The 24,823-nt window shown below is 45.7% G+C and carries 20 protein-coding genes and 2 tRNA genes; 15 read left to right on the top strand and 7 right to left on the bottom strand.

The features are described from left to right. Positions 1-3 precede the first annotated feature (3 nt). The 6 genes from MWG72_RS02000 to MWG72_RS01975 all read right to left on the bottom strand — a co-directional run bounded on the left by MWG72_RS02000 (position 4) and on the right by MWG72_RS01975 (position 7,056). A complete protein-coding gene (locus MWG72_RS02000) occupies positions 4-1,500 on the bottom strand; it encodes a UDP-N-acetylmuramoyl-L-alanyl-D-glutamate--2,6-diaminopimelate ligase (protein ID WP_247143117.1) in 1,497 nt (498 codons plus the stop codon). A gap of 11 nt (positions 1,501-1,511) precedes the next feature. Then, on the bottom strand, positions 1,512-3,335 hold the full coding sequence (gene ftsI, locus MWG72_RS01995) for a penicillin-binding protein PBP3 (protein ID WP_247143116.1): 1,824 nt from the start codon (positions 3,333-3,335) through the stop codon (positions 1,512-1,514). 15 nt (positions 3,336-3,350) lie between these two features. Continuing rightward, on the bottom strand, positions 3,351-3,617 hold the full coding sequence (ftsL, locus tag MWG72_RS01990) for a cell division protein FtsL (RefSeq protein ID WP_370940785.1): 267 nt from the start codon (positions 3,615-3,617) through the stop codon (positions 3,351-3,353). A gap of 76 nt (positions 3,618-3,693) precedes the next feature. Next, positions 3,694-4,605 (bottom strand): 16S rRNA (cytosine(1402)-N(4))-methyltransferase RsmH, encoded by a 912-nt coding sequence (rsmH, locus tag MWG72_RS01985; protein ID WP_247143115.1) that lies wholly within the window; start codon positions 4,603-4,605, stop codon positions 3,694-3,696. A gap of 184 nt (positions 4,606-4,789) precedes the next feature. Then, positions 4,790-5,809, bottom strand: coding sequence for a sulfate ABC transporter substrate-binding protein (locus MWG72_RS01980; RefSeq protein ID WP_034435774.1), 1,020 nt, complete (start codon positions 5,807-5,809; stop codon positions 4,790-4,792). A 266-nt stretch (positions 5,810-6,075) separates the two neighbouring features. Next, on the bottom strand, positions 6,076-7,056 hold the full coding sequence (locus MWG72_RS01975) for a sulfate ABC transporter substrate-binding protein (RefSeq protein ID WP_247143114.1): 981 nt from the start codon (positions 7,054-7,056) through the stop codon (positions 6,076-6,078). Positions 7,057-7,449: 393 nt separating this feature from the next. On the opposite strand from MWG72_RS01975, the gene MWG72_RS01970 reads away from it, so the two are divergent. From MWG72_RS01970 to MWG72_RS01950, 5 genes are all read left to right on the top strand, one after another. Next, entirely contained in the window at positions 7,450-7,752 is a 303-nt protein-coding gene (locus MWG72_RS01970; RefSeq protein WP_004281126.1) for a hypothetical protein, read from the top strand. A 127-nt stretch (positions 7,753-7,879) separates the two neighbouring features. After that, entirely contained in the window at positions 7,880-9,388 is a 1,509-nt protein-coding gene (gene gltX / locus MWG72_RS01965) for a glutamate--tRNA ligase (protein WP_247143113.1), read from the top strand. A gap of 57 nt (positions 9,389-9,445) precedes the next feature. Beyond that, positions 9,446-9,521, top strand: a tRNA-Ala gene (locus tag MWG72_RS01960). Between the two features lie 38 nt (positions 9,522-9,559). Further along, a tRNA-Glu gene (locus MWG72_RS01955) sits at positions 9,560-9,635 on the top strand. Positions 9,636-9,792: 157 nt separating this feature from the next. After that, a complete protein-coding gene (locus tag MWG72_RS01950; RefSeq protein WP_004281123.1) occupies positions 9,793-10,134 on the top strand; it encodes a membrane protein in 342 nt (113 codons plus the stop codon). 76 nt (positions 10,135-10,210) lie between these two features. Here the strand turns inward: MWG72_RS01950 and ettA are convergent, their stop codons facing one another. Continuing rightward, positions 10,211-11,872 (bottom strand): energy-dependent translational throttle protein EttA, encoded by a 1,662-nt coding sequence (gene ettA, locus MWG72_RS01945; RefSeq protein WP_005263915.1) that lies wholly within the window; start codon positions 11,870-11,872, stop codon positions 10,211-10,213. A gap of 308 nt (positions 11,873-12,180) precedes the next feature. On the opposite strand from ettA, the gene MWG72_RS01940 reads away from it, so the two are divergent. The 10 genes from MWG72_RS01940 (at position 12,181) to MWG72_RS01895 (ending at position 24,821) form a co-directional block, all read left to right on the top strand. Then, on the top strand, positions 12,181-13,458 hold the full coding sequence (locus MWG72_RS01940) for an O-acetylhomoserine aminocarboxypropyltransferase/cysteine synthase family protein (RefSeq protein WP_213686766.1): 1,278 nt from the start codon (positions 12,181-12,183) through the stop codon (positions 13,456-13,458). Between the two features lie 295 nt (positions 13,459-13,753). Next, positions 13,754-14,641: an SDR family NAD(P)-dependent oxidoreductase gene (locus tag MWG72_RS01935; protein ID WP_004644933.1), complete on the top strand. Its 888-nt coding sequence runs from the start codon at positions 13,754-13,756 to the stop codon at positions 14,639-14,641. Between the two features lie 226 nt (positions 14,642-14,867). Beyond that, on the top strand, positions 14,868-15,650 hold the full coding sequence (gene hisIE, locus MWG72_RS01930) for a bifunctional phosphoribosyl-AMP cyclohydrolase/phosphoribosyl-ATP diphosphatase HisIE (protein ID WP_247143112.1): 783 nt from the start codon (positions 14,868-14,870) through the stop codon (positions 15,648-15,650). A 15-nt stretch (positions 15,651-15,665) separates the two neighbouring features. Then, on the top strand, positions 15,666-17,168 hold the full coding sequence (locus tag MWG72_RS01925) for a UvrD-helicase domain-containing protein (RefSeq protein WP_004281118.1): 1,503 nt from the start codon (positions 15,666-15,668) through the stop codon (positions 17,166-17,168). 62 nt (positions 17,169-17,230) lie between these two features. Next, positions 17,231-18,592 carry an ATP-binding protein gene (locus MWG72_RS01920; protein WP_247143183.1) on the top strand — a complete coding sequence of 454 codons (1,362 nt, stop codon included), beginning with the start codon at positions 17,231-17,233 and terminating at the stop codon, positions 18,590-18,592. Between the two features lie 423 nt (positions 18,593-19,015). Next, positions 19,016-21,853, top strand: coding sequence for a monovalent cation/H+ antiporter subunit A (locus MWG72_RS01915; RefSeq protein WP_247143182.1), 2,838 nt, complete (start codon positions 19,016-19,018; stop codon positions 21,851-21,853). Between the two features lie 4 nt (positions 21,854-21,857). After that, positions 21,858-22,223, top strand: a complete 366-nt coding sequence (locus tag MWG72_RS01910; protein WP_114541783.1) for a Na+/H+ antiporter subunit C — start codon at positions 21,858-21,860, stop codon at positions 22,221-22,223. Continuing rightward, the gene (locus MWG72_RS01905) at positions 22,223-24,031 is read left to right on the top strand and encodes a monovalent cation/H+ antiporter subunit D (protein WP_180086796.1); all 1,809 of its coding nucleotides are present in this window, start codon (positions 22,223-22,225) and stop codon (positions 24,029-24,031) included. Before MWG72_RS01910 ends, MWG72_RS01905 begins: the two co-directional genes overlap by 1 nt. Then, the gene (locus tag MWG72_RS01900) at positions 24,031-24,549 is read left to right on the top strand and encodes a Na+/H+ antiporter subunit E (protein ID WP_180086795.1); all 519 of its coding nucleotides are present in this window, start codon (positions 24,031-24,033) and stop codon (positions 24,547-24,549) included. Before MWG72_RS01905 ends, MWG72_RS01900 begins: the two co-directional genes overlap by 1 nt. Beyond that, positions 24,546-24,821, top strand: coding sequence for a monovalent cation/H+ antiporter subunit F (locus MWG72_RS01895; protein WP_005108490.1), 276 nt, complete (start codon positions 24,546-24,548; stop codon positions 24,819-24,821). The genes MWG72_RS01900 and MWG72_RS01895 overlap by 4 nt, the downstream gene beginning before the upstream one ends. The last annotated feature ends 2 nt before the right edge of the window (positions 24,822-24,823 follow it).

The raw sequence follows: 24,823 nt of genomic DNA, 5'->3' as shown, positions 1-24,823 counted from the left end.
ATCCTAATGCGCTGAATAGGCTGAATCTGTACTGCAATGCTGGGCATCAATCGCCGCCTGCACTTCGATCACGTCATCAAACCAGTGACGTACGCCATCAATTTCCTGATAATTTTCGTGCCCTTTCCCTGCGATCACGACAATGTCACCCGCCTGCGCGTGTTTAACCGCAAACTTGATCGCTTCACGACGGTCATGAATTTCATGATAGGTTTTGCCGGAAAAATCAATGCCATTTTTCATATCCGCAAAAATTTGTGCCGGATCTTCGGTCCGCGGATTATCCGAAGTGAGTACTGCAATATCCGAACCGTCTAAAGCAGCCTGAGTCATCAGGGGACGTTTACCGCGATCACGGTCGCCACCACAACCAAAGACTGCCCAGAGATTTTGCGAGACATGCCGTTTCAAGGTCACCAGAACCTGAGTCAGAGCATCCGGAGTATGCGCATAATCCACTACAAACAGGCGCTCACCATCACGTAGCACCTGCATGCGACCTGGCGCACCTTTAAGCTGTGGTACAGTTGCAATCAAATTGTTCAGGTCAAAACCAGCCTGCTCCGCCATGATCAGACTGGCGACCAGATTTTCAATATTGAAATGACCCAGTAATGGACTGTTAACCACATATTCAGCAGAAGCAGTTTCTAGTTTAAAGTTCGCACCTGAAATGCTGTACTGAATATCCTGAACCTGATAATCCGCTTTTTGCTTGGTGGAATAAGTCAAAATTTTAGGCTGTGCCGGATTATTTTTCGCAGCATCCAGCATGATCTGTGCATGTTCATCATCAATATTGATGACAGCCACTTTTAAAGATTTAAATCGGAATAAACCAGACTTTGCTTCTGCATAAGCTTGTAGCGTTCCATGATAATCCAGATGGTCACGACTCAAATTGCTGTAGCCCGCAATCTCGATATCACAACCATTCAAGCGGCCTTGTTCCAGACCATGCGAACTGGCTTCAATCGAGGCAAACTCCGCACCGGCCTGCGCATAGCCATGCAAGGCATTTTGCAGTTGCAAGGCATCCAGGGTGGTATGCGAAGATGCTTCTAGGTTCGGCAAAATTCCATTACCTGTTGTGCCCATCACCGCACAGGCTTTACCTTGCAGCATGATGAATTCAGCCACCAAGCGAGAAATCGTGGTTTTACCATTGGTGCCGGTGACTGCAAGAATACGCGCAGCCGCAACGGGTTGGATTGCTTGCAAATACTGCTTTTGCCATTGCCCCATGAGATGACGTACATCTGCCACCATCAGATTTGGAGATACATCCAGTTCAGTTTCTGAAATCACGGCTAATGCGCCCTGCTCTAAGGCTTTCTGGGCAAATTGAGCAGTTTTTTCCGGTTGTGACAGACTGGTCAAGGCAATAAAAATCTGTCCGGGTTTAACTTTACGACTATCCAGCTCGAAGCCCTGAAAGGATTGCTTCATCCAGTCAGCGACATCGTGAGGGGTGTAGAGATCTTGAAATGTAATAGACATTGATCACCTATTTACTGGACTTTGGGAGGTTCTAAAGGTTTGTCCAGAGGGACATTCAGCAGACGCAAGGATTCCTGCATCACGCGGGCAAAGACTGGTGCAGATACGGTACCGCCATAGTAGGTGCCTTGTGGATTTTCTACCACCACCACCATGGCAATCCGTGGATCACTGACTGGTGCTACGCCGGCAAATAAAGCCCGGTATTCACTGGTCGAATAACCTTTACGGTCGGCACGCAACTTATGTGCAGTACCGGTTTTACCTGCCACGCGATAACCTGGGATGGTGGCGCGAGTTGCCGTACCACCTGGTAAGGTTGCGGTTTCCATCATCAGCAGGACCTGATCGGCAATCTTGGCATCGATCATCTGTTCACCCTGCGGCTGCTCTTCCAGCTTGTACAGGCTCAGCGGCATTTTTACGCCTTTATTGGCCAGCATGGCATAGGCATCAGCCAGCTGAAGTACCGTCGCGTTCAGACCATAACCATAGGACATGGTTGCTACTTCTGACACATTCCATTTACTTGGTGGAAGAATCAAACCGGCACTTTCACCCGGGAATTTCACTGCTGAACGCTGACCAAAACCGAGACGTTTATAGAAGGTTGGTAAGGTTTCATAAGGCAGCGACAAGGCCAGTTTCGCCACACCAACGTTAGAGGATTTCTGCAGAATACCCCCGAGTGTCAACTGACCATAGTTATGCGTATCACGGATGGTATGATTACCGACCCGCATACTGCCCGGTGTGGTATTCACGACTGAATTCGCCGTATATTTGCCACTTTCCAGCGCCATTGCCACGGTCAGCGGCTTCATGGTCGAACCCGGCTCGAACGAATCGACTGCACCGCGGTTACGCATGGCATCCTTGTTGAGCAGGCTGTTTTTATCATTCGGGTTATAGGATGGCCATGAGGACAGCGCCAGAATTTCACCGGTTTTGACATCTACCGCAATCGCAGTCGCTGAACGGGCATTATTGGCAACACCGGCCGCCGTCAGCTCACGGTACATAATATATTGCAGACGCGAGTCGATACTCAGGGTAATATTTTCGCCCGGCTCAACTTCTTTAATCACTTCAGGTTCTTTGACCCGGTTGCCTTTTTTATCGCGAATGATCTGCTGCTCGCCATCCTTTCCGGAAAGACGGCTATTCAGCTGCATTTCCAGACCTTCAATGCCGCTGCCTTCGCTATTGGTCAAGCCAATAATCTGAGAGTTTGGCTGCGGCTGCGGATAATAACGTTTATAGTTTTTCTCGGTATATACGCCCTGAAAATTACGTTTCATGATCAGTTCGGCCTGTTGTGGCGGAACTTCTTTTTTCAGGATCAGATAACGTGAACGCGGACGTTCTTCCATTTTTTTGCGCAGTTCTGCCCGATCCATACCGACTGCATCAGCCAGCTCATCCAGATTCAGGTTTTTATCGGGTAACTGACGTTTGAGCTTGCGGCTATTCGGTTCTTTTTCCAGCGCCAGCATGGTCTCTTCATACAGTTTTTTATTGTCAAAATAATCACGTGGATCAATCACAATTTTCATGATCGGAGTACTGATCGCCAATGGAATGCCATTACGATCATAAATCACGCCACGCATCGCCTTGATGGTATTGGTTCTTAAAATATTGGCATTGGCTTTATTTTGCAAAAAATCTTTATTAATAATCTGTACATAGAAAGCACGGCAAATCAGTGTCACAAAACACAGCAGCACCACCGCCCACATGATGTAAAAACGATTGATATAAACATTTGAGGCATTTTTGTCGGTGACCGATTGTTTTTTACGTACCGGTTGCTTCTTTCTCTTGTCTACCATGTCGGAACGCTAGCCTTATTTTTTCTCATCTGAAGTTTGTGGTAAGGAAATCACGACACTTTGTGAAACCGGAGGTGAATACATACGCAGCTGTGTCACTGCACGCGTACCGATCTGTGCCGTCGCACCGAAAGTTTGCTGCTCAATCAGCAAACGCCCCCACTCTGCATTCAGGTCATCCCTTTCACGCAGATAGGTACTCAGCTTTCTGTTATCCTGACGGTATTCAAATACCTGAAATACCACAAATACTGCACTGATGAAGACCATCAGTATCAGCATGAGATAGATTGTAACTTTTTTCAGCCACAATTTTTCTGTTTTTTTATCAACCACTTCCGTTTTCATGATCTGCCTATTAAGCTAAACGTTCTGCTACCCGAAGCCATGCGCTACGTGAACGAGGATTGGCTTTAACCTCCTCATCACTGGCTTTAACACGAGAAACTTTCTTTAAACGTCGCGTATCTTTCTGTTGTTGTGGCATTCCCCAGCCTGAATCCTCTTCAAGCGTTGACTCTTTTTGAATAAATTGTTTAATCAAACGGTCTTCCAGTGAATGGAAGCTAATCACCGCCAAACGTGCTTCAGGTTTCAAGATTTCAACGGCCTGAGGCAAGAAGATTTCAATATCTTCTAATTCCTTATTAATAGCAATACGAATCGCCTGGAAAGTACGGGTCGCAGCATGCTTATTTTTTTCCCATTTCGGGTGTGCTACTTTTACAATCTCAGCCAGCTTTGCCGTGGTATCAATATATCCGGCAGCCTTAATTGACTTGGCAATACGGCGACTATAACGCTCTTCACCATATTTAAAAATGATATTCGCCAGGGCTTCTTCTTCAATCTGGGTCAGCCATTCTGCTGCGGTTGGACCTTGCGAGTTATCCATGCGCATATCCAGCGGGCCATCTTTCATAAAACTGAAACCACGTTCAGCCTGATCCAGCTGCGGTGAAGAAACACCAAGATCCGCCATCACCCCATCAACGTGTTCAATGCCCAGCTCAGCAAGCGCCTCTTTCAGATCAGCAAAGCTGGCATGAATAATTTTAAAACGTGAATCTTCTTGTTCGAGTTCAGCCGCTACAGCCAGTGCTTGTGGATCTTTATCAAAGGCATAGACGCGTGCATTTTCATCTAATTTGGACAGCAATAAACGCGTATGTCCACCACGGCCAAAGGTTCCATCCACATAAGTTCCCGTATTGCGACCCGCCAACAAGGCATCAATCGTTTCGTGAAGTAATACAGAAATATGTGACATAAAAACTCAATCAATAGGGGGAAAAATTTAACTGCACATTATCACCCTGTTTAGGCAAAGCTCCAAACGACTTTTTGTAGATAAATATTACTTTCCATAGAGAAAACCGTTTTAGCATTTTTCTCATACAAAAAAGCCTCCTGTTTCGGAGGCTTTTTTCAATCCAGATGACTTCGCAGATCAATTAACGTTTGCTGTTATAAATCTGGTCGAAAATTGCACCATTCACAAAATGGGTTTTCTGTGCATTGGCCCAGCCACCAAAGACTTCATCAATGGTAAAGGTTTTGATTTTCGGGAACTGTGCCGAATATTTCGCTAATACTTTTTCATTACGTGGACGATAGAAATGTTTAGCTGCCATTTCCTGACCCAAGGGTGAATACAGGTAATTGATATAACCTGTTGCTAACCATTTATTGCCATTTTTCTCCACGGTACGATCCACAATCGCCACTGACGGTTCAGTCAAAATCGTAATTGATGGATAAACGATATCAAACTTGTTTTTACCCAAGGTTTTTTGCGTTACTAAAGCTTCATTTTCCCAAGTCAGCAATACATCACCAATCCCACGCTCAGCAAAGGTGGTCATTGAAGCACGTGCAGCAGAATCCATCACTTTCACATTCTTATAAAGCTTGCCGACAAATTCCTGTGCTTTGGCTTTATTACCACCTGGCTGTTTCTCGGCATAACCCCATGCAGACAGATACACCCAACGCGGCAAACCACCCGTTTTCGGGTTCGGCGTAATAATTTGCACGCCTGGTTTAGTTAAGTCATTCCAGTCCTTGATGCCTTTCGGATTGCCTTTACGTACCATGAATACGATCGTCGAGGTATAAGGTGCGGAGTTGTGTGGGAATTCCTTTTGCCAGCCCGGCTGAATCTGACCAGATTTCACAATTTCTTCGATGTCATTGGCCAGCGCCAAAGTCACCACATCACCTTTCAAGCCATCGACCACAGAGCGCGCCTGTTTGCCCGAACCGCCATGTGACTGCTTAAAATTCACATCCAGACCGGTGCGGCTTTTCCAGTAAGCGCCGAATGATTTGTTAAATTCATCATAGAACTCACGCGTGGCATCATAGGATACATTCAGAAACTGACGGTCTGCTGCTTGTGAAGCAGTCGCGGTCATGCCTAAACCAGTCGCCAACAAGGCAGCACTAAATAACGATTTTAATTGAGTTTTCATGGCAGCACAGAGTTTATCTTCATTAGATATAACTATATGAAATAAAATCATTTATCGCAATTCACCCTACAACATCACAACACGATAAAATGAAAGGTTTTTCTGCATTAATATTATGTTTTTAAAAGAAAAATACTATTTTATTATTCTACTTATCTCTAATATATAGAATTTTATGCATTAGATATAGAAAAAATGGATAACACTTTAGCCATTTTCCTTATTCTATTTAGACTACCGCTTACTTATCTTTTTTCATTGTAAATCTAGTCATAAATCGCTCCATTCACAAAATGTGTTTTTTGCGCTTTGGCCCAACCACCAAAGACTTTATCAATGGTGAAGGTCTGGATTTTCGGGAACTGAACCGAATATTTGGCAGCGACTTTAGTATCTCGCGGGCGGAAGAAATATTTCGCCGCAAGCTCCTGCCCTTTTGGTGAATATAAATAGTTCAAATAGCCTTTTGCCAGATGGGTAGTGCCATTTTTATTCACGTTTTTATCGACAATCGCTACCGATGGCTCGGCCAGAATTGAAATCGATGGATAAACGATATCGTACTTGTCTTTACCCAGACCTTGGGTCGCCAGCAAGGCTTCATTTTCCCAGGATAAAAGCACATCCCCAATACCGCGCTCGGCAAACGTCGTCAGTGAACTACGGGCACCAGAGTCGAGCACTTTGACATTTTGATAAAGTTTTTTCACCAGCTCTTTGGCTTTCGCATCATTACCGCCGGGCTGTTTCAGTGCATAACCCCAAGCAGAAAGATAGATCCAACGCGGCGCGCCACCGGTTTTCGGGTTTGGGGTAATAATATCTACACCCGCTTTGGTCAGATCATTCCAGTCTTTGATTTGCTTTGGATTCCCTTTACGCACCAAGAATACAATCGTAGACGTATAAGGTGCCGAATTACTCGGAAACTCTTTTTGCCAACCTTTCTCGATTAAACCTGCATTGACGATTTCTTCGATATCATTGGCTAAGGCCAAGGTTACGACATCGGCCTGCAAACCATCGACCACTGAACGCGCCTGCTTGCCTGAACTACCATGTGACTGTTTAAAATTGACCTTCTGTCCGGTTTTCTGCTTCCAGAACTTGCCAAATTCTTCATTATATTCCTGATAAAATTCACGGGTCGGATCATAAGAGACATTCAGGAAATCTTTGGCGACGGAATTCTGTACAGCTGTTCCAACTAAAATTGTCAAGATTGCGGATGCTATTATTTTTTTCATCTTATGTAACTCTTTGTTTATATGAGCTGCACTATACAAATCAAAAATAAGCATAACAATCATTAATTTATAACAATATCTACAATCTATTTCTGATTTTGAGATATCTTCTAACAATTAAATCCGGATACATATTCTGCTAGAAAAGTAATCTTCTGCTACAATATAAGACAGTTCTTCACGTTCTCTTCACAGTTGTCTGTTAAAAATAGGCCACCAAAACAGGAAATTACGATTTTTGGTAATTTTCCACAGAGTTATATTATTTCTTTTGTAAAAAATGTGACTTGGTTCTACTTCTTTATGATCAACTGTGATTAAATTGTAGGCAGAGTATTAAAAAAACATTTTTAACAAAATAAAACCAACCCGAAGTAAGGAGGAAGTTTGGATATGAAATTTACATTATTCACAGCCAGCATCCTAAGCCTGATTATGTTGTTCTCGATTCAACTCGGTCATGCCGTCGTTGTGAAGACAGATTTGCCGAAGCCTACAGTAAGCACTGTTGAAAGCAAGACTTCGCCGATTGAAAAAGCGATTCAGCAACAAAAAACTGAAAAAACACTTCAAACAGAAGATAATCTCAAAGTCTTGACTGCATTTAAAGTCGCACCTTCGCAAAATTTCTTTGCAGAACAGAATTACCGCTTCACCCGCTTTGTCCAAAGTATTTTTTCGAGCGCTCATTCTTAATCAGCCTCAACAGCGCTGAATATTCCCGGATTTAAAAGCCACATCATTCAATGTTGAATAAAGCATTAAGTGATGTGGCTTTTTCGCTATAATAGCTGCAATTTTATATCTAAGATTAGATCCGGCTATGACTGTTCGTACTCGTATTGCACCTTCTCCTACTGGTTTTCCGCATGTAGGTACTGCCTATATCGCCTTGTTTAACTTATGTTTTGCTAAACAGCATGGCGGTGAATTCATTCTTCGTATTGAAGATACTGACCAACTGCGCTCAACGCCTGAATCTGAAAAAATGATCCTGGATTCATTGCGCTGGTTGGGTCTGAACTGGTCTGAAGGTCCTGATGTCGGTGGCCCGCATGCGCCGTATCGCCAGTCAGAACGTATGGATATCTATAAAAATTATGCCTTGGAACTGGTAGAGAAAGGTCATGCTTTCTACTGTTTCGCAACTGCTGAAGAACTGGATCAAATGCGTGCAGAACAGCAGGCACGTGGTGAGTCGCCACGTTATGACGGTCGCGGTCTGAATCTCACTCAAGAAGAAGTTGAGCGCCGTTTGGCCGCTGGCGAACCACACGTCATCCGTATGAAAGTACCAACTGAAGGCGTATGTAAATTCAATGACATGCTACGTGGTGAAGTCGAAATTCCATGGGCGCAAGTAGACATGCAAATCCTGCTGAAAACCGATGGCCTACCAACCTACCACCTGGCTAACGTAGTAGATGATCATTTGATGCAAATCACCCACGTAATTCGTGGTGAAGAATGGATTCCATCTGCTCCGAAACATCAGTTGCTGTATCAATATTTCGGTTGGGAAATGCCGGTACTCTGCCACATGCCACTACTACGTAATCCAGACAAATCAAAACTATCTAAACGTAAAAACCCGACTTCAATTAACTACTATAGAGACATCGGTGTACTGCCTGAAGCCTTGTTGAACTACTTGGGTCGCATGGGCTGGTCAATGCCAGATGAAAGTGAAAAATTCACTCTGGCTGAAATGATTGAACATTTTGATATCAAACGTGTATCACTCGGTGGTCCGATCTTTGATGTTGAGAAATTGAACTGGTTAAATGGTCAATGGATCAAGGCACTCAGCCCGGCTGAACTTCTAGACACCTTATTGGCCTGGAAAGCAGATCGTGCCAAATTAGAAGAAATTGCAGCTGCGATTCAACCGCGTATTAACCTGCTGTCTGAAGCTGTGAACTGGTCTGCACATTATTTCAACCATTTCCCGACCCTGTCTAAAGAACAGTTTGAAAGCAAGAAACTGTCGGATGAACAGGTACGTCAAAGTCTTCAATTCGCAATTTGGCGTTTAGAAAGCCTGTTTACTTGGAATAACGACACGGTGAGCCAGACCTTGATGGACTTGGCGACACAGATGGAAATCAAGCTACGTGATTTCATGCCTGCGTTCTTTATTGCGATCGCCGGTTCGACTGCGTCTACACCAGTGATGCAAACGATGGTGACCATTGGTCCGGATCTAACCTTTGCACGTTTACGTCATGCACTGGAAATTGTCGGTGGTCCAAGCAAAAAAGAGCTGAAAGTCTGGGAAAAACTCAATGAAAGCTTAAAGTTGCCGAAAAATGAAGCAGTTGATCAAGCTTAATTAATTTTTGTGTTGACGTGTGAGCGCGATATCCCTAATATAGCGCTCACACAGACTGGGGTCATAGCTCAGTTGGTAGAGCGCTACAATGGCATTGTAGAGGTCAGGAGTTCGATCCTCCTTGACTCCACCAAATCAAGTCTTGCTTTAGCTGTGTTATTTGCCTCAATTGTCCCTATCGTCTAGAGGCCTAGGACATCGCCCTTTCACGGCGGTAACCGGGGTTCGAATCCCCGTAGGGACGCCATATTCGAGATCATCGTAATATATTATGGTCATCTTATAAAAAACCCAAGCATTGCGACTTGGGTTTTTTATTGCCTGTATATTTTATGTTGGGCAATATTTCGGTTTCTTCGCATCTTCCGATAAAATAATCAGTAATTTAGAATTTTGGAGTTGTAATGCAATATCGTTGCCCTAAGTGTCAAAGCCCGAAAATCATGCCGGTGGCCCAGCCAGGTCAAGCAGCTCCACGCCCAGTGGTTCCTAAAAGCTTAATGTTTCTGGTCCCTGCCCTGTTCCTGTTGCTATTGCTGGTGATTATTAGCATCGCGATGTGGATTTTTGGCGATGGTGCAGGTACCACTTTACAGACTGCGACTGTGATCGTCTTTATTCTTTCTTTGATCGCAGGCTTTATGTTCTATAAGGACTTACCTGATTTTAAAATTTCAATGCAGGCATTCATGCAAACACAAAAGAAATGGAAATGCCGTGAATGTAATCATGAGTGGGAAATCTAATTTACCCTCCACCATGTAATAAATATAAAAAAACCAGCCCTGAGGCTGGTTTTTTATTTACAAAAGTCGGAGATGATTAAACACCGATTTTGCGATATTTTTGACGCTTCGCGACAAGATCATCACCATCACGCTTACGGCGATATTCTTCGAATTCAGCATAGTTACCAGTGAAGAATTCAGGTGTTTCACCTTCAAATGACAAGATGTGCGTTGCAATACGGTCCAGGAACCAACGGTCATGCGAGATCACCATTACAGTACCTGGGAATACCAGAATAGCATCCTCAAGTGCACGTAAAGTTTCGATATCCAAGTCGTTCGATGGTTCATCGAGTAGGATAACGTTAGCACCCATTTGCAGGATTTTCGCAAGTTGTAAACGGTTACGCTCACCACCTGACAATTGACCTACGCGCTTTTGCTGATCTTGGCCTTTAAAGTTAAAGCGACCGATATACGCACGAGATGCGATTTCGTAATCACCAATCTTCAAGATATCTAAACCACCAGACACTTCTTCCCAGACAGTTTTGTTGTTGTCTAGCGTGTCACGGATCTGACCGACATAAGCCACTTTAACCGATTCACCCAGCGTTACCGTACCGGTATCTGGTTGCTGTTCGCCAGTCATCATACGGAATAGCGTGGTTTTACCCGCACCGTTCTCACCCACGATACCCACAATTGCAGCAGGTGGTACTGTGAACGTTAAATCTTTGTACAGTAAGCGATCACCAAACGATTTACTGATGCCTTCAACTTCTACAACCTTGTTGCCCAGACGTGGGCCAGGTGGAATGTAGATTTCAGAAGTTTCGTTACGTTGCTGGAATTCGCGCGAGTTAAGCTCTTCAAAACGCTCCATACGCGCTTTGTTTTTCTTTTGCTGACCTTTGGCATTAGAACGAACCCATTCAAGTTCTTTTTTCAATGCTTTAGCAAAAGATTCTTCCTGCTTGTTCTCTTGCTCTAAACGGGCATTTTTCTGCTCAAGCCAAGAAGAATAGTTACCTTGATACGGAATACCCATGCCACGGTCAAGCTCAAGAATCCATTCAGCTACGTTATCCAGGAAGTAACGGTCGTGCGTAATCGCAACGATGGTACCCGGGAAGTCTTTCAAGAAACGTTCCAACCAAGATACAGAAGAAGCATCTAAATGGTTCGTCGGTTCATCGAGAAGCAACATGTCTGGTTTAGACAGAAGTAAACGGCAAAGTGCCACACGGCGGCGCTCACCACCTGAAAGCTTAGATACATCTGCATCCCAAGCAGGCAGGTTCAATGCTGCAGCCGCTTGATCCATCTGGTTGGCAAGGTTATGTGCATCCCAAGTCTGGATAATCGCTTCAAGCTTCTCTTGCTCTTTCGCAAGTGCATCGAAATCCGCATCTTCTGCTGCATATTCAGCAAAGACTTCATCCAGACGTGCCAAGGCATCAAGCGGTTCACGCAAACCATCTTCGACGTTACCACGAACGTCTTTAGTTTCATCTAAAGGTGGTTCTTGCTCAAGATAACCGATTTTTATACCCGGTTGCGCACGTGCTTCACCAGAGAAATCTTTATCTACGCCCGCCATAATACGAAGCAAGGTAGATTTACCTGCACCGTTTAAACCAAGCACACCAATTTTAGCGCCTGGGAAAAATGATAAGGAGATGTCTTTCAGGATTTCGCGCTTAGGCGGAACCATCTTCGACACTCGGTTCATCGTGTAAATATATTGGGCCACGTAGGACTCCTCAACTGAAAAACCAAATGGGGTTAAAACAACCACCCCAGCTCAAAAATGAGCGAAAAAATAATCGGCTATTATACGCAGAAAGCTGCGAAAACATAAGCCATTGCCATGAACTTCAATGCATTGTTACAAGTTTATTGATGATGTTTTTTTAAACAGTTGTTTTCAGTAAAATAAACGACTCAAATCCAGGTCGATATATGAATATTTCATATATTTATTTCAATAAAATTGCACTTTTACTCATATGTGAAAATGCTACACTCAAGCCATAAACTTAAACAAGAAGATCAAACAGAATGAGTTATAAAGCAGAAACCCTTGCGATTCATGCAGGTTATACCCCAGAAGCAACCACCAAAGCTGTGGCAGTGCCGATTTACCAAACCACGTCTTATGCCTTTGACAATACTCAACATGGGGCCGATCTCTTTGATTTAAAGGTTCAGGGCAATATCTATACCCGAATTATGAACCCGACCACTGCGGTTCTGGAACAACGTGTTGCAGCACTGGAAGGCGGGATCGGAGCACTGGCTTTGGCCTCTGGCATGGCTGCGATTACCTATGCCATTCAGACCATTTCTGAAGCTGGTGACAACATTGCTTCTGTGTCAACACTATATGGCGGTACCTATAACCTCTTTGCACATACCCTACCAAAACAGGGCATTGAAGTACGTTTCTTTGATTATGAAAAGCCGGAAAGTCTGCGTGACTTGATTGATGAAAAAACCAAACTGGTTTTTGTTGAATCGATTGGTAATCCACTGGGTAATATTATTGATCTGGAAGCCATTGCTAAAATTGCACATGAATATGGCGTACCGGTGATTGTCGACAATACCGTTGCCACCCCAGTACTACAAAAATCTTTCGACTTTGGTGCAGATATTGTGGTGCATTCCCTGACCAAATATATCGGCGGTCATGGCAATTCAATTGGTGGCATCATTGTGGATAGCGGTAAATTCCCGTGGGGTAAATACCCTGAACGTTTCCCTGCCCTGAATACGCCTGATCCAAGCTACCACGGCGTGAACTATGTCGAAGTTTTGGGAGAGGCGGCTTATATCGCCCGTGCCCGTGTAGTGCCACTGCGCAATACCGGCGCTGCGATCAGTCCACAGAATGTATTCCTGATTCTGCAAGGTCTGGAAACCTTAAGCCTACGGATGGAACGTCATACTGAAAACGCACTGAAAGTCGCTGAATATCTGCAAAAACATCCTAAAGTGAAATGGGTTAATTACGCCGGCCTGAAAGATCACCCACAGCATGCCTTGGCACAGAAATATGTGAAAGGTAAACCGTCTGCCATTCTGACCTTTGGGGTAGAACATGGTCTCGAAGGCGGCACACGTTTTATTGATGCCCTGCAATTGTTCACCCGTCTGGTCAATATCGGCGACGCTAAAAGTCTGGCCTGCCATCCGGCGACTACTACGCATCGTCAGCTCAATGCCGAAGAGTTAAAATCGGCAGGCGTCAGTGAGGATATGGTGCGTTTATCCATTGGGATTGAACATAGTGATGACCTGATTGCCGATCTGGAACAGGCGCTGGCGGCCGTTTAAAAAGGTGCCCGAGCCGCTTCGAAACCTCATCATTTTGGTGAGGTTTTTTTATTTATTTTCTAAAACAGCCACTTGCTTTACTTTTTATTTTCATGTTAAAAGTTAAATGAAAGAGTGAACACAAATAGAGCAATTACTCTAATTTTTATTTTAATTTCAATACTTTAATTTATAGATTTTCCTGAAGAATTGGTTATCATATCTGGACTCACCTTCGCTCTCATCTTCTGTTAGAGCGCCATAGACCTTTAATAAAAATAATTTGAACGCTGACTTCAAATTAGGGATAACAAACGTGAAAACTAGACTACACAAACAACTGGAAAAACGTGTTGCAGGTAAAACCGTCCTGATTACCGGTGCATCCAGCGGTATTGGTTTAACGACAGCACATCAACTGGCTGATGCAGGTGCCCATGTTTTACTGGTGGCCCGTACTCAGGAAACCCTAGAACAAGTAAAATCAGAAATTGAAGCCAAAGGCGGCAAAGCCTCAATCTTTCCATGTGATTTAAACAATATGGAAGCGATTGATGAAGTTTCCAAACAGATTATTGCCTCAGTCGATCATATTGATATTCTGATCAATAATGCAGGACGTTCGATCCGCCGTGCCGTGCATGAGTCAGTAGATCGTTTTCATGATTTTGAACGGACTATGCAGCTGAACTATTTTGGCGCCGTGCGTCTGGTGATGAATATCCTGCCGCAAATGATGATTCGTCGCGCGGGTCATATTATTAACATCAGTTCGATTGGCGTACTGGCCAATGCCACCCGTTTTTCAGCCTATGTCGCTTCAAAAGCTGCGCTGGATGCCTTTAGCCGCTGCCTGTCTGCAGAAGTGCATTCGCATAAAATCGCAATCACATCGATCTATATGCCTTTGGTGCGCACTCCAATGATTGCGCCAACTAAAATTTATAAATATGTCCCAACGCTTTCTCCGGAACAGGCGGCTGACTTGATTGCCTATGCGATTGTGAAACGTCCGAAGAAAGTGGCGACCGGTTTGGGCCGCCTGGCTTCCATTACCTATTCAATTGCACCGGATATCAACAATGTCTTGATGTCGATTGGTTATAACCTGTTCCCAAGTTCAACTGCATCTGTGGGCCAACCACAAAAATTAAACTTGGTGCAAAAAGCATATGCACGTCTGTTCCCGGGCGAACACTGGTAATTGTTCCTACGGATAATTTAATGGAAATACGAGCCGCCGACCGGGCGGCTTTTCTATGGCTCAGTTTTGCAAGATCTGGAATAAAGTGGGCTGATTTGAAAATCCACGACACAGCCTGTCCTTTCAAGCACAGATTTTTGCTGCAAATGCTGCGAGATCACGTACACTATCAGCGGATATTTCCTATCCGTATTTTTATATTTTGATTGAAATGATGGAAACCCTTATGAACAACGCGCAATGGCTCGATGAAGTAAAATTTAACGAACAAGGATTAGTCCCTGCCATTGCCCAGCATCATCAAAGCGGACGTGTGTTGATGGTGGCCTGGATGAATCGTGAAGCCTTGGCTTTAACTGCCGAAAAAAATCAGGCAGTGTATTTCTCTCGTTCACGCAGCAAGTTATGGCATAAGGGCGAAGAATCAGGACATTTTCAGACCGTACATGAAATCCGTCTGGACTGTGATGCCGACGTGATTGTACTGCAAATTGAACAGCATGGTGGCATTGCCTGTCATACCGGCCGTGAATCATGCTTCTATCGCAAGCTTACGCCAAATGGCTGGGAAATTGTCGATGCACAGTTGAAAGATCCATCTGCGATTTATGGCGAAAAATCTACGAATCCGCATACGCTGGCAATGGAAGCCTCAACCGCTCAATCTGAACAGGTTGAAGTCTTGTCTTATCTGGGTCAGATGATGGCAGAACGCAAACAGGCCGATCCGGACTCCTCTTATGTGGCCAAGCTCTACCATAAAGGTTTAAACAAGATTCTAGAAAAAGTCGGTGAAGAAAGCTTTGAAGCCGTGCTGGCAGCCAAAGACTTTGACCAGGATGCTTCGGCAGACCATAAAAATGATCTGATCTATGAAGTGGCAGATCTTTGGTTCCATACCATTGTGATGCTGGGTTACTTCGACCTGGATGTGCAATTGGTATTAAATGAACTGGCACGTCGCCAAGGCTTGTCCGGCCTGGTTGAAAAAGCCAACCGTCAGCATTAAGCCTTGAATTCATCTGTGTCTGATTTAAAAAAACCGACCGCGACCTATGAGCAGGCCACTGCCATTGATAACGCACGTCTGGGCAAATCCTTTAAAGTCATTGCCTATGCTGGCACAGGTAAAACCACTACCTTGCAAATGATCAGTGATGCCATGCCGCAAAGACGTGGCATGTATCTGGCTTTTAACAAGGCCATTGCCAGTGAAGCACAGGCCAAGTTTCACCGGGGTGTCGATTGCCGTACTTTTCACTCGCTGGCGTTTCGCAGTGTTCCACGTGGAGTCACCGACAAACTGCGCTTGCCACGCTTGAGTCCAAGTTTTATTGCCAAAGAATACCGGCTTGAACCGATGACCATGCGCCGTATGATGGGTGGGCGTTATGAAAAATATGTCTTGATGCCTTCGCGTCTGGCAAGTTTGGTTGCCAATGCGGTCGGCTATTTCTGCTCGACCAGTTCGCAATACCCTGCCCCACGGCATATTCAGGCGCCGAGCTGGTTGCATCCGGATGATATCGAGACTTTACAGAAGAAACTTTATCCGGCAGTCGAACGACGCTGGCTAGAGTCGATTGATCCAAATCATCAGGCCGGCATCGGTCATGACATTTACCTGAAACTCTGGGCACTGTCCGAGCCGAATATCCCGGCCGATTATGTACTATTCGATGAAGCCCAAGATGCCGATCCCTTAATGCTGGGAATTTTGCTGAAACAGCGCAGCACCCAGGTGATCTATGTCGGTGATGCCCATCAGCAGATTTATGCCTGGCGTGGTGCAGTCAATGCCATGCAGCAACTGCCTTTACCTGAATCACGTCTGACCACCTCATTTCGTTTCGGTCCTGAAATTGCCCTGAATGCCAATGCCATTTTAGGTGCCTTAAATGAAACTGTGCCTTTACTCGGCAATCCATTGTTAGATTCTAAAGTCGTGAATAAACCGCATACCAAAATGCGGGATGCAATTTTATGCCGGACCAATGCCCGCGCCATGGAACTGTTATTAGCAGGTTTAGTTCGTGGCGATAAAGTCAGCCTGCAAGCCGATCACGTCAAACTGAATCGTTTTGTCGATGCGGCCGCCATGCTGAAACAGGGCAAACGTGTGGTTGATGTACCGGAACTGGCCTGGTTTAACTCCTGGCATGATGTCCATGAATATTGTGAAACCAATGAAGGTAGTGACATCAAGCCACTGGTCAAACTGGTGGACGAACATGGGACTGATCCACTAAAAAAAGCCCTGGCTAAAATCACCCCAATTGCCCAAGCCGATTATATTATTTCCACGGCACACAAGGCCAAAGGTCTGGAATGGGATCGGGTTCATATTGAAGATGACTATCAATTTAAGCTGAATGAAAAAGACCATAAAATTAGTGATGAAGAATTAAGATTACTTTACGTGGCCTGTACACGTGCTAAAGTGAGTTTAAATATTCATCACATTTATGACCTGATTCAGCAACTGAAAATCAAAATGCCGCAGTCGCTTCGGCAGGCAGTCGGTTAAAGTGCATGGCATGGATGTAAACATCATAGGACAGGTGATCTATGCACATCTAAGCGCTTCAACTGAAACATACTCTGCATTTTTCCGACATTCAGCTCCAATTTAATTATCCGCAATGCACGATCACCTTGATTCTGGGCAATCAGGGAACTGGCAAAACTACACTTTTACGTTTTAGCTATCAGGCACTGACCTGGTTTGCAGCCCGTTATCGTGATAGCCGTGCTGCGGGTCTGGTGATGCAAGATCAGGACATCACGCAAAACCGGCTGCAATCCAAAATTGATATCCGGATCGGTTTTCCTGAAGAGATGGGCAGCTTACCAGAATCCAGTCAGTCTGAGCCTACCCAGCTACAAAGCTGTTCATGGCAAATCTACAAGACTTTAAACAGTCAGGGGCTGGGTTTTAGCAAAGCAGAAACCTCACAGCTTGAAAGCATGCTCAGCCTGTATCAGAAAGCCCGCTTGCACGATCCCCTGCTCGGTTTGCCGCTAATTGCCTATTATCCTGCTGAACGTTTTACCAATGAAGTCAATCTGCTCAGCAAAAATAACCCGGCCATTCTCCAGTCCGCACATGCTTATGAAATAGCTGCGATTCCTTTCACCACCTTTGCCCGTTTTTTTGAATGGTTTCGTGAAATCAGTGATATTGAAAATGCGCAAAGTGCCAAGATTATGGATCAGATTTTGGCCCGCGCCTTGCAGCAGCCTGAAAACATTCGCGCAGATGAACTGGCCCGGCAGATTGAGAAAGCCCAGGCACATCTGCATGCACCGAATCTCACCGCTTTAAAACAGGCCTTGTCACTGATCCTGCCAGAAGTCAGCCAGATTTATTTAAAATACCAGCCCAAGCTGCAACTAATGGTGACCTATCAGCAACAGACCTTTAGCTTCCAGCAACTGCCTAACAGTATCCGCAACTGGATTGCGCTGGTGGGTGATATTGTGCGGCGTCTTTGTCTATTGAATCCCAATAGTTTATTTCCATGTCAGGAAGGTACAGGTATTTTACTGATTGATGCAATTGATCATCAACTGGATCAGGAGATGGCAGCAGTGATCCTATCACGCCTGCATCAGGCTTTTCCTAACTTGCAAATCATTGCGACCGGCAACCGGCCTGAATTACTGGAACAGGCACACGCTTTTCAATGTCTGAAACTGGAAAATAAACAGCTGCACCCCATTCACCTTGAAAGTATGAAAACCCAGTTTGATCAGATCTACGCAGAGCTGGAATTGCAGCGAAATAAAGATATCTCGCCCGAAGATACTTTATTGGAAACGGTCACCGAACCCATCACACCGCTTGCTGTATTGCAAATGATTCAACAACAGTTAAATCCGGAACAGCAACAAGAATTGCTCGCTTTACTTGCTCAGGAGCATCATCCGACGCTACCTCAGTCGCTCTAAACAGATTCAAAAAAATAAGAGCGACTGTTTGAGTAAACAAGGAAGCCTTTTCAGCATTCTCTTTTTGCCCTGATTAAACTATTTTGAGTCAAATTTACAATCAATGCCTGCAATTTAATCTTAATTTTCGGTCACTTCTGGATGATCTGTTTAAGCATGCAGCGCCTGTTAAATCCGAGCCGGCGTATAATTTATAAGTTCCACATAAAAACGTTGATGTTGTTGTTATCCTGTAATATGATCGGTTTTATTTGCGAATTTCATTGTAAAATCGGAATTTGCTATCGTTTATAAGTTGCGCAATACAACTGTTTTATATTCTTTTGGCTTTCAAGATTGAGAAGTTTGGGTCGCTCCTTGTGGTCCTGTAGTCCTTGAAAGATAAAGATTCACCTTAGGTTGGTCAAAACCTAAATCATGACAATGGATACGAGTGTGCTGCCGATTATTATATTGTTACCGTTAGTATTAGGCACAACCCTTGTCTCGTGGCTGAAACAATTTTCGCGCGGGGTAACGGCTTTAGGGGCAATTGGTGTCAGCCTCAGCAGTTTCTTATTATTATTGAGTCAGGCGCCTGCCATATTTGATGGCGCAGTGATTACCCAGACCTGGTCCTGGCTGCCCCAGCTCGGCATCGATTTCAGTTTTCGCCTGGACTCTCTGGGATTGCTGTTTGCCTTGCTGATCAGCGGAATTGGCACCCTGATTTATATTTATGCCTATTATTACCTCAATCCCAAAAATTCACTGAGCAAACTGTATCTTCTGCTGATGCTGTTTATGGCCGCGATGCTCGGAATTTCATTGTCGAATAACCTGATTATCTTATTGGTTTTTTGGGAACTAACCAGTATTTCATCCTTCTTGCTGGTGGGTTACTGGAGCAATTACGAAGCGGCGCAACGTGGCTCACGTATGGCCCTGACCATTACCGGAATGGGTGGTCTGGCGATGCTGGGTGGTTTTGTCCTGCTTGGTCAAATTACTGGCACCTATCAACTTGACCAAATCCTGATGATGACTGAACAGATTCAGTCCCATCATTTATTTGTTCCAACCTTGTTGCTGATTTTACTCGGTGCCTTTACCAAGAGTGCGCAGTTCCCGTTTCACTTCTGGTTGCCGAATGCTATGGCTGCGCCGACACCGGTCTCTGCCTATTTGCACTCGGCCACCATGGTCAAAGCCGGTTTATTCCTGGTCGCACGTTTGCTCCCGATTTTTGCCGGTGCTGCACTGTTTCATAATATTGTGACCTTTGTCGGTCTGTTTACCCTGTGTATGGCCGCCTTCTTTGCCATTTTTAAGGAAGACCTGAAAGGCTTGCTCGCCTATTCAACTATCAGCCATTTAGGTCTGATCATGTGTCTGCTGGGGATTGGTTCACCACTGGCCGTTGCAGCAGCGATTTTCCATATTATTAACCATGCCACCTTTAAAGCGGCACTGTTTATGATTGCCGGCATCATCGATCATGAATCCGGTACCCGTGACTTACGTAAATTGTCTGGCTTGTGGCAATTACTGCCCTTTACCGCAACACTGACCATGATCACGGCAGCATCCATGGCAGGTGTACCGTTGACCAATGGTTTCCTGTCCAAGGAAATGTTCTTTACCGAACTGGTCGCCAGTTTAAGTGGTCCACTTATGGTCGGCTCTGCTATTGTCGCGACACTGGCCGGGATTTTTGCGGTGGCTTATTCCATTCGACTGGTGCATGGGGTCTTTTTCGATGGTCCGCTAGGCAAGCAGGTTCCGAATAAAGATGCACATGAACCTGCCTTTGGTATGCGCGCACCGGCCACTTTGTTAGCAATTTTATGTATTTTAGTCGGTCTATTACCCGCTCTTCTGGTAGAAAAAATTGTCAATAGCACCACTCAAGCGACGACCCAAAATTTTGCTTTTGAAGGTACTCATCTGGCGCTTTGGCATGGTTTCAACCTGCCCCTGCTGATGAGTGTGATTGCTCTGCTCGGCGGAATAATCTTTTACTTTTCTCTCGCCAAAGGTGGCGCCTTACGTGAAATCGACTTGGATCCAAAACTGGGCCGCTTACAGGGCCGAGTGCTGTTCGACCTGTTTTTGAAAAATTTGCTGCTGAATTCACGCCGTTTCCGCCGTGCCACTGAAAATGGCAAATTGCAAAGCTATTTATTGTGGATTGTAATTTTTACCGTCGGGCTGGTGGGGTTCCCATTACTCAGCAATGCGGTGGGTACGGGTACGCGCGAGCTGACCCATGCCCCTGCCCTGGCGATTATCCTGTGGTTACTGCTATTCTCTGCTTGCTGGATGCTGCTGTGGTTCCATCATGAGCGCATTAAAGCGGTACTGATTAGCGGTGCAGTCGGCCTGGTCGTCACCATGGTCTTTATCGGCTTCTCGGCGCCCGATCTGGCATTGACCCAGATTACGGTCGATGTAGTCACCACGGTTCTGCTCCTGATGAGTTTATCTTTACTGCCACAACTAACTCCGTATGAATCGAGCCCGACCCGTCGCTGGCGCGATGCCATTATTGCCTTGGGCGGCGGTCTAGGGATTGCGGCAATTGCCTGGCTGATCATGACCCGTGATCACAATTCCATTTCATGGTTCTTCCTGCAACAGTCCATTCCACTGGGCGGCGGAACCAATGTGGTGAATGTGATTCTGGTCGATTTCCGTGGTTTCGATACCTTCGGCGAAATTACCGTCCTGGGGATTGCCGCGATTGGTGTCCTTAGCCTGATGGATGGCATGCGTGCGCATGGTACCACCATGACCCAAGGCCTGACCTATCGTTTTAATCCTTCCCCGCTGATGTTGCGTATTACCGCATCCTGGATTTTGCCGGTCGCGCTGGTAGTCAGCCTGTATATCTTTTTGCGTGGCCATAACCTGCCGGGCGGTGGATTCATTGCCGGACTGGTGACTTCACTGGCACTTATTATTCAATATATTGCAGTGGGACAGGACAAAACCGAACAGTTGCTGGGTGCGAAATCCGGTCGCCTGTATGAAATCTGGATCGGGATCGGCTTAACGATTGCAGGGTTGACCGGAATCGCGGCCTGGTTCTGGTCACGTCCATTCCTGACCAGTGCACATATTTATGTCTCTCCGCCCATCATTGGAGAAATGCATCTGGCTTCGGCTGCACTGTTTGATGTCGGCGTCTATGTCACTGTTGTCGGTGCGACCATGCTGATGATTTCGGTCTTGGGCGATTCACGTCACTCAAGCATGACTGGCCCCGTACCAAGAGGATAATAGAATGATCAGTTTAGAATTTTTATTAGCCTCCGCGATTGGCCTGCTGACAGCCACAGGCATTTATCTGATCCTGCGTGCCCGTACCTTCCCGGTGGTATTGGGCTTGGCCATGATTGGTTATGCGGTCAACCTGTTTTTATTTGCCATGGGCCGGATTCAGATGAATTCGCCTGCAGTATTAACCGAAGCCGCGAATGTGACTGACCCTCTACCTCAGGCACTGGTGCTGACGGCCATCGTGATTGGCTTTGCCACCACTGCCTTTATTGTCCAACTGGCACTGCGTAGCCGCTACGAATCAGGAACAGACCACGTTGACTCAAAAGAAGATATCCCCCAGATTGATCCACGTGAGGATGAGCCTTAATGACTGATCTTCTCAATTTCTGGACTCAACATACTCCTATTTTCAGCATTCTTTTGCCGGCCTTTACCGCTTTTGCCTTGGTACTTTTGGGAAATCCGGGTGCAGGCTCTCTGATCACGGACTGGCGTCAACCCTGGCGTCGTGGTATCAGCCATCTCTCGGGAATCTTGGGCCTGATCATTGCCGTTAGCTATCTGATAAACAGCAGCGAGGGCCAAATCAGCGTATACACCCTCAGCGAATGGGCAGCACCATTCGGGATCGTGCTGGTGCTGGATCAGCTCTCGGCCATGATGCTGGTGTTGACCTATGCGCTCGCCTTGCCTGTGGTCTGGTATGCCAGCAAAGAATGGGACTTACGCGGCCGTTATTTCCATGCCATGGTGCATTTCCTGCTGATGGGTCTGACTGGTGCATTCCTAACCGGTGATTTGTTTAACCTGTTCGTATTCTTTGAAATTTTGCTGATGGCGTCTTATGTACTGCTGTTGCATGGACAAGGTAAGGCACGTTTTCAGCTGGGAATTCACTATGTCACCATTAACCTGCTGGCGTCTGCGCTGTTCCTGATTGGACTCGGGATGATTTATGGCAGTGTCGGCAGCCTGAATATGGCTGATGTGGCCCGTTTGCTGCCAACCCTTGCAGAAGATCAGCATAAACTGGCGGTTGCTGGTGGCTTGATGCTGTTTGTGGTGTTTGGAATCAAAGCAGCAATGCTGCCGGTGGGTTTCTGGTTACCCAAAACCTATGCAGTAGCCACGACTCCTGTTGCCGCGCTCTTTACCATCATGACCAAAGTCGGGGTTTATGCGATTTTGCGGATCAACGGCACGGTTTTTGATGATGAATATAGCCATCAGATTCTGATGAACTGTCTGCTAGTGATTGGCCTGGTCACATCCGTCTATGGGGTGATCTGTGCGATTGGCACCGAACGGCTGCGCCGTTTTGTCGGTTTTATGGTGCTGTCTTCAGTCGGAACGATTTTGGTGGCCATTGGCCTGAATAATACTGCGGCTTGGGCGGGTGCGCTATATTACCTGGTACACAGTACCCTGATTGCGGCCGCATTTTATATTCTGTCGGGTTGGATTACCTCACAGCGTGGCGAATTTAAAGATCATTTTAAAATCGCCCCACTGATGAAACAGAACAAGCTGGTTTCGATTGTCTATTTCATCATCGCCTTGATGATGGCAGGCCTGCCACCGTTTAGTGGATTCTTCGGTAAAATCTTTATTTTGCAGGCTTCTGCTAATTCAGATTATCAGATGATTATTATCCTGACCATTTTGCTGGTAAGTTTTCTCAGTATTCTGGCTTTTACCCGGGTCGGTTTTATCCTGTTCTGGCGTTCGAGCAGACCTGAAGATGATCTTGATTCTGAAGAGTTTCATAAATATGAAGCCCTGCCGAGTAAAGCGCCGGCACGCAATGACCGGGTGATTTATATATTGCTCGCGAGCTTAACCGCCTACGTGGTGTTTGCCGGACCGATTTATCAATATAATTATCAGACTGCGGAACAGATCAAAAACAATTCGGTCTATGAAGCCGCGCTGTTAAAACCGGATGCAGAAGGTCAGTTTATTAGCGTCCAGCCATTCGATCCGAAGTATTTGCCAGAAACCAAATATGGTGGTGAGGTGATAGATCCTAATGCGCATCTGATTCCTTATGTAATTTCAGAAGCGACCTTGAAGGGTGAACATATTTCTGAATTCAAGCAACGCCAGATTGACCAGCAGCACATTGAACAGACCGAATATGATGATAATCAACTTAAACCGGCGGAGGGACCTTAATGGCTGAATCATTATTTCAACGCTGGTTCCCGCATCCGCTGGTTTCTGTGATTGTAGGACTGAGCTGGGTTTTACTGGCACACAGCCTGGACGCTGGAACCCTGCTGATGGCCTTGCTACTCGCGGTGATCATTCCACGTATGGTCGAACCCTTTATTGACTATACCCCCAATATCCAGTGGACTCCTGCCCTGCACCTGTTCTTTGTCGTAGTTTGGGATATTGTAGTAGCCAATATCAAAGTCGCAAAACTGGTGCTAGGATCGACGAAGAATCTGCATCCAAAATGGTTCCGAGTGCCTTTAGACACCGAACATGAAGAAGTCAACACCTTGCTGGCGATGATTATTACCACCACACCGGGCACGGTATCTGCAGGGATTGACCAGGATCGTGGTGATATTCTGGTGCATGCCTTAAGCACAGATGATGAAGCGGCCGAAATCGAGCTAATTAAGCAGCGCTATGAACGCCCGCTCATTGAGATTTTTAATGCACGATCAGGAGAAAAAGCATGACGATTCTACCTTATGCATTATTGATTTGTCTGGGTGCGGTCACCATCTCCATGTTACTGTGTCTGATCCGTCTGATTACCGGTCCCTCTATTGTTGACCGCCTGTTGGCACTGGACACCCTGTTTCTGAATGCCACCTGCCTGGTGGTGATTTTAGGCATTTACTGGAGCAGCACCTTTCTGTTTGAAGGCGCTCTCTTGGTCGCGATGCTGGGCTTTGTCTCTACCGCAGCCTTGGCGCGTTATTTTACCACTGGCCATGTCATCGACTAGGA

The organism is Acinetobacter lwoffii, from assembly GCF_022967985.1.
GTDB lineage: Bacteria > Pseudomonadota > Gammaproteobacteria > Pseudomonadales > Moraxellaceae > Acinetobacter.
This window is presented reverse-complemented; position numbering and strand designations above follow the sequence as displayed.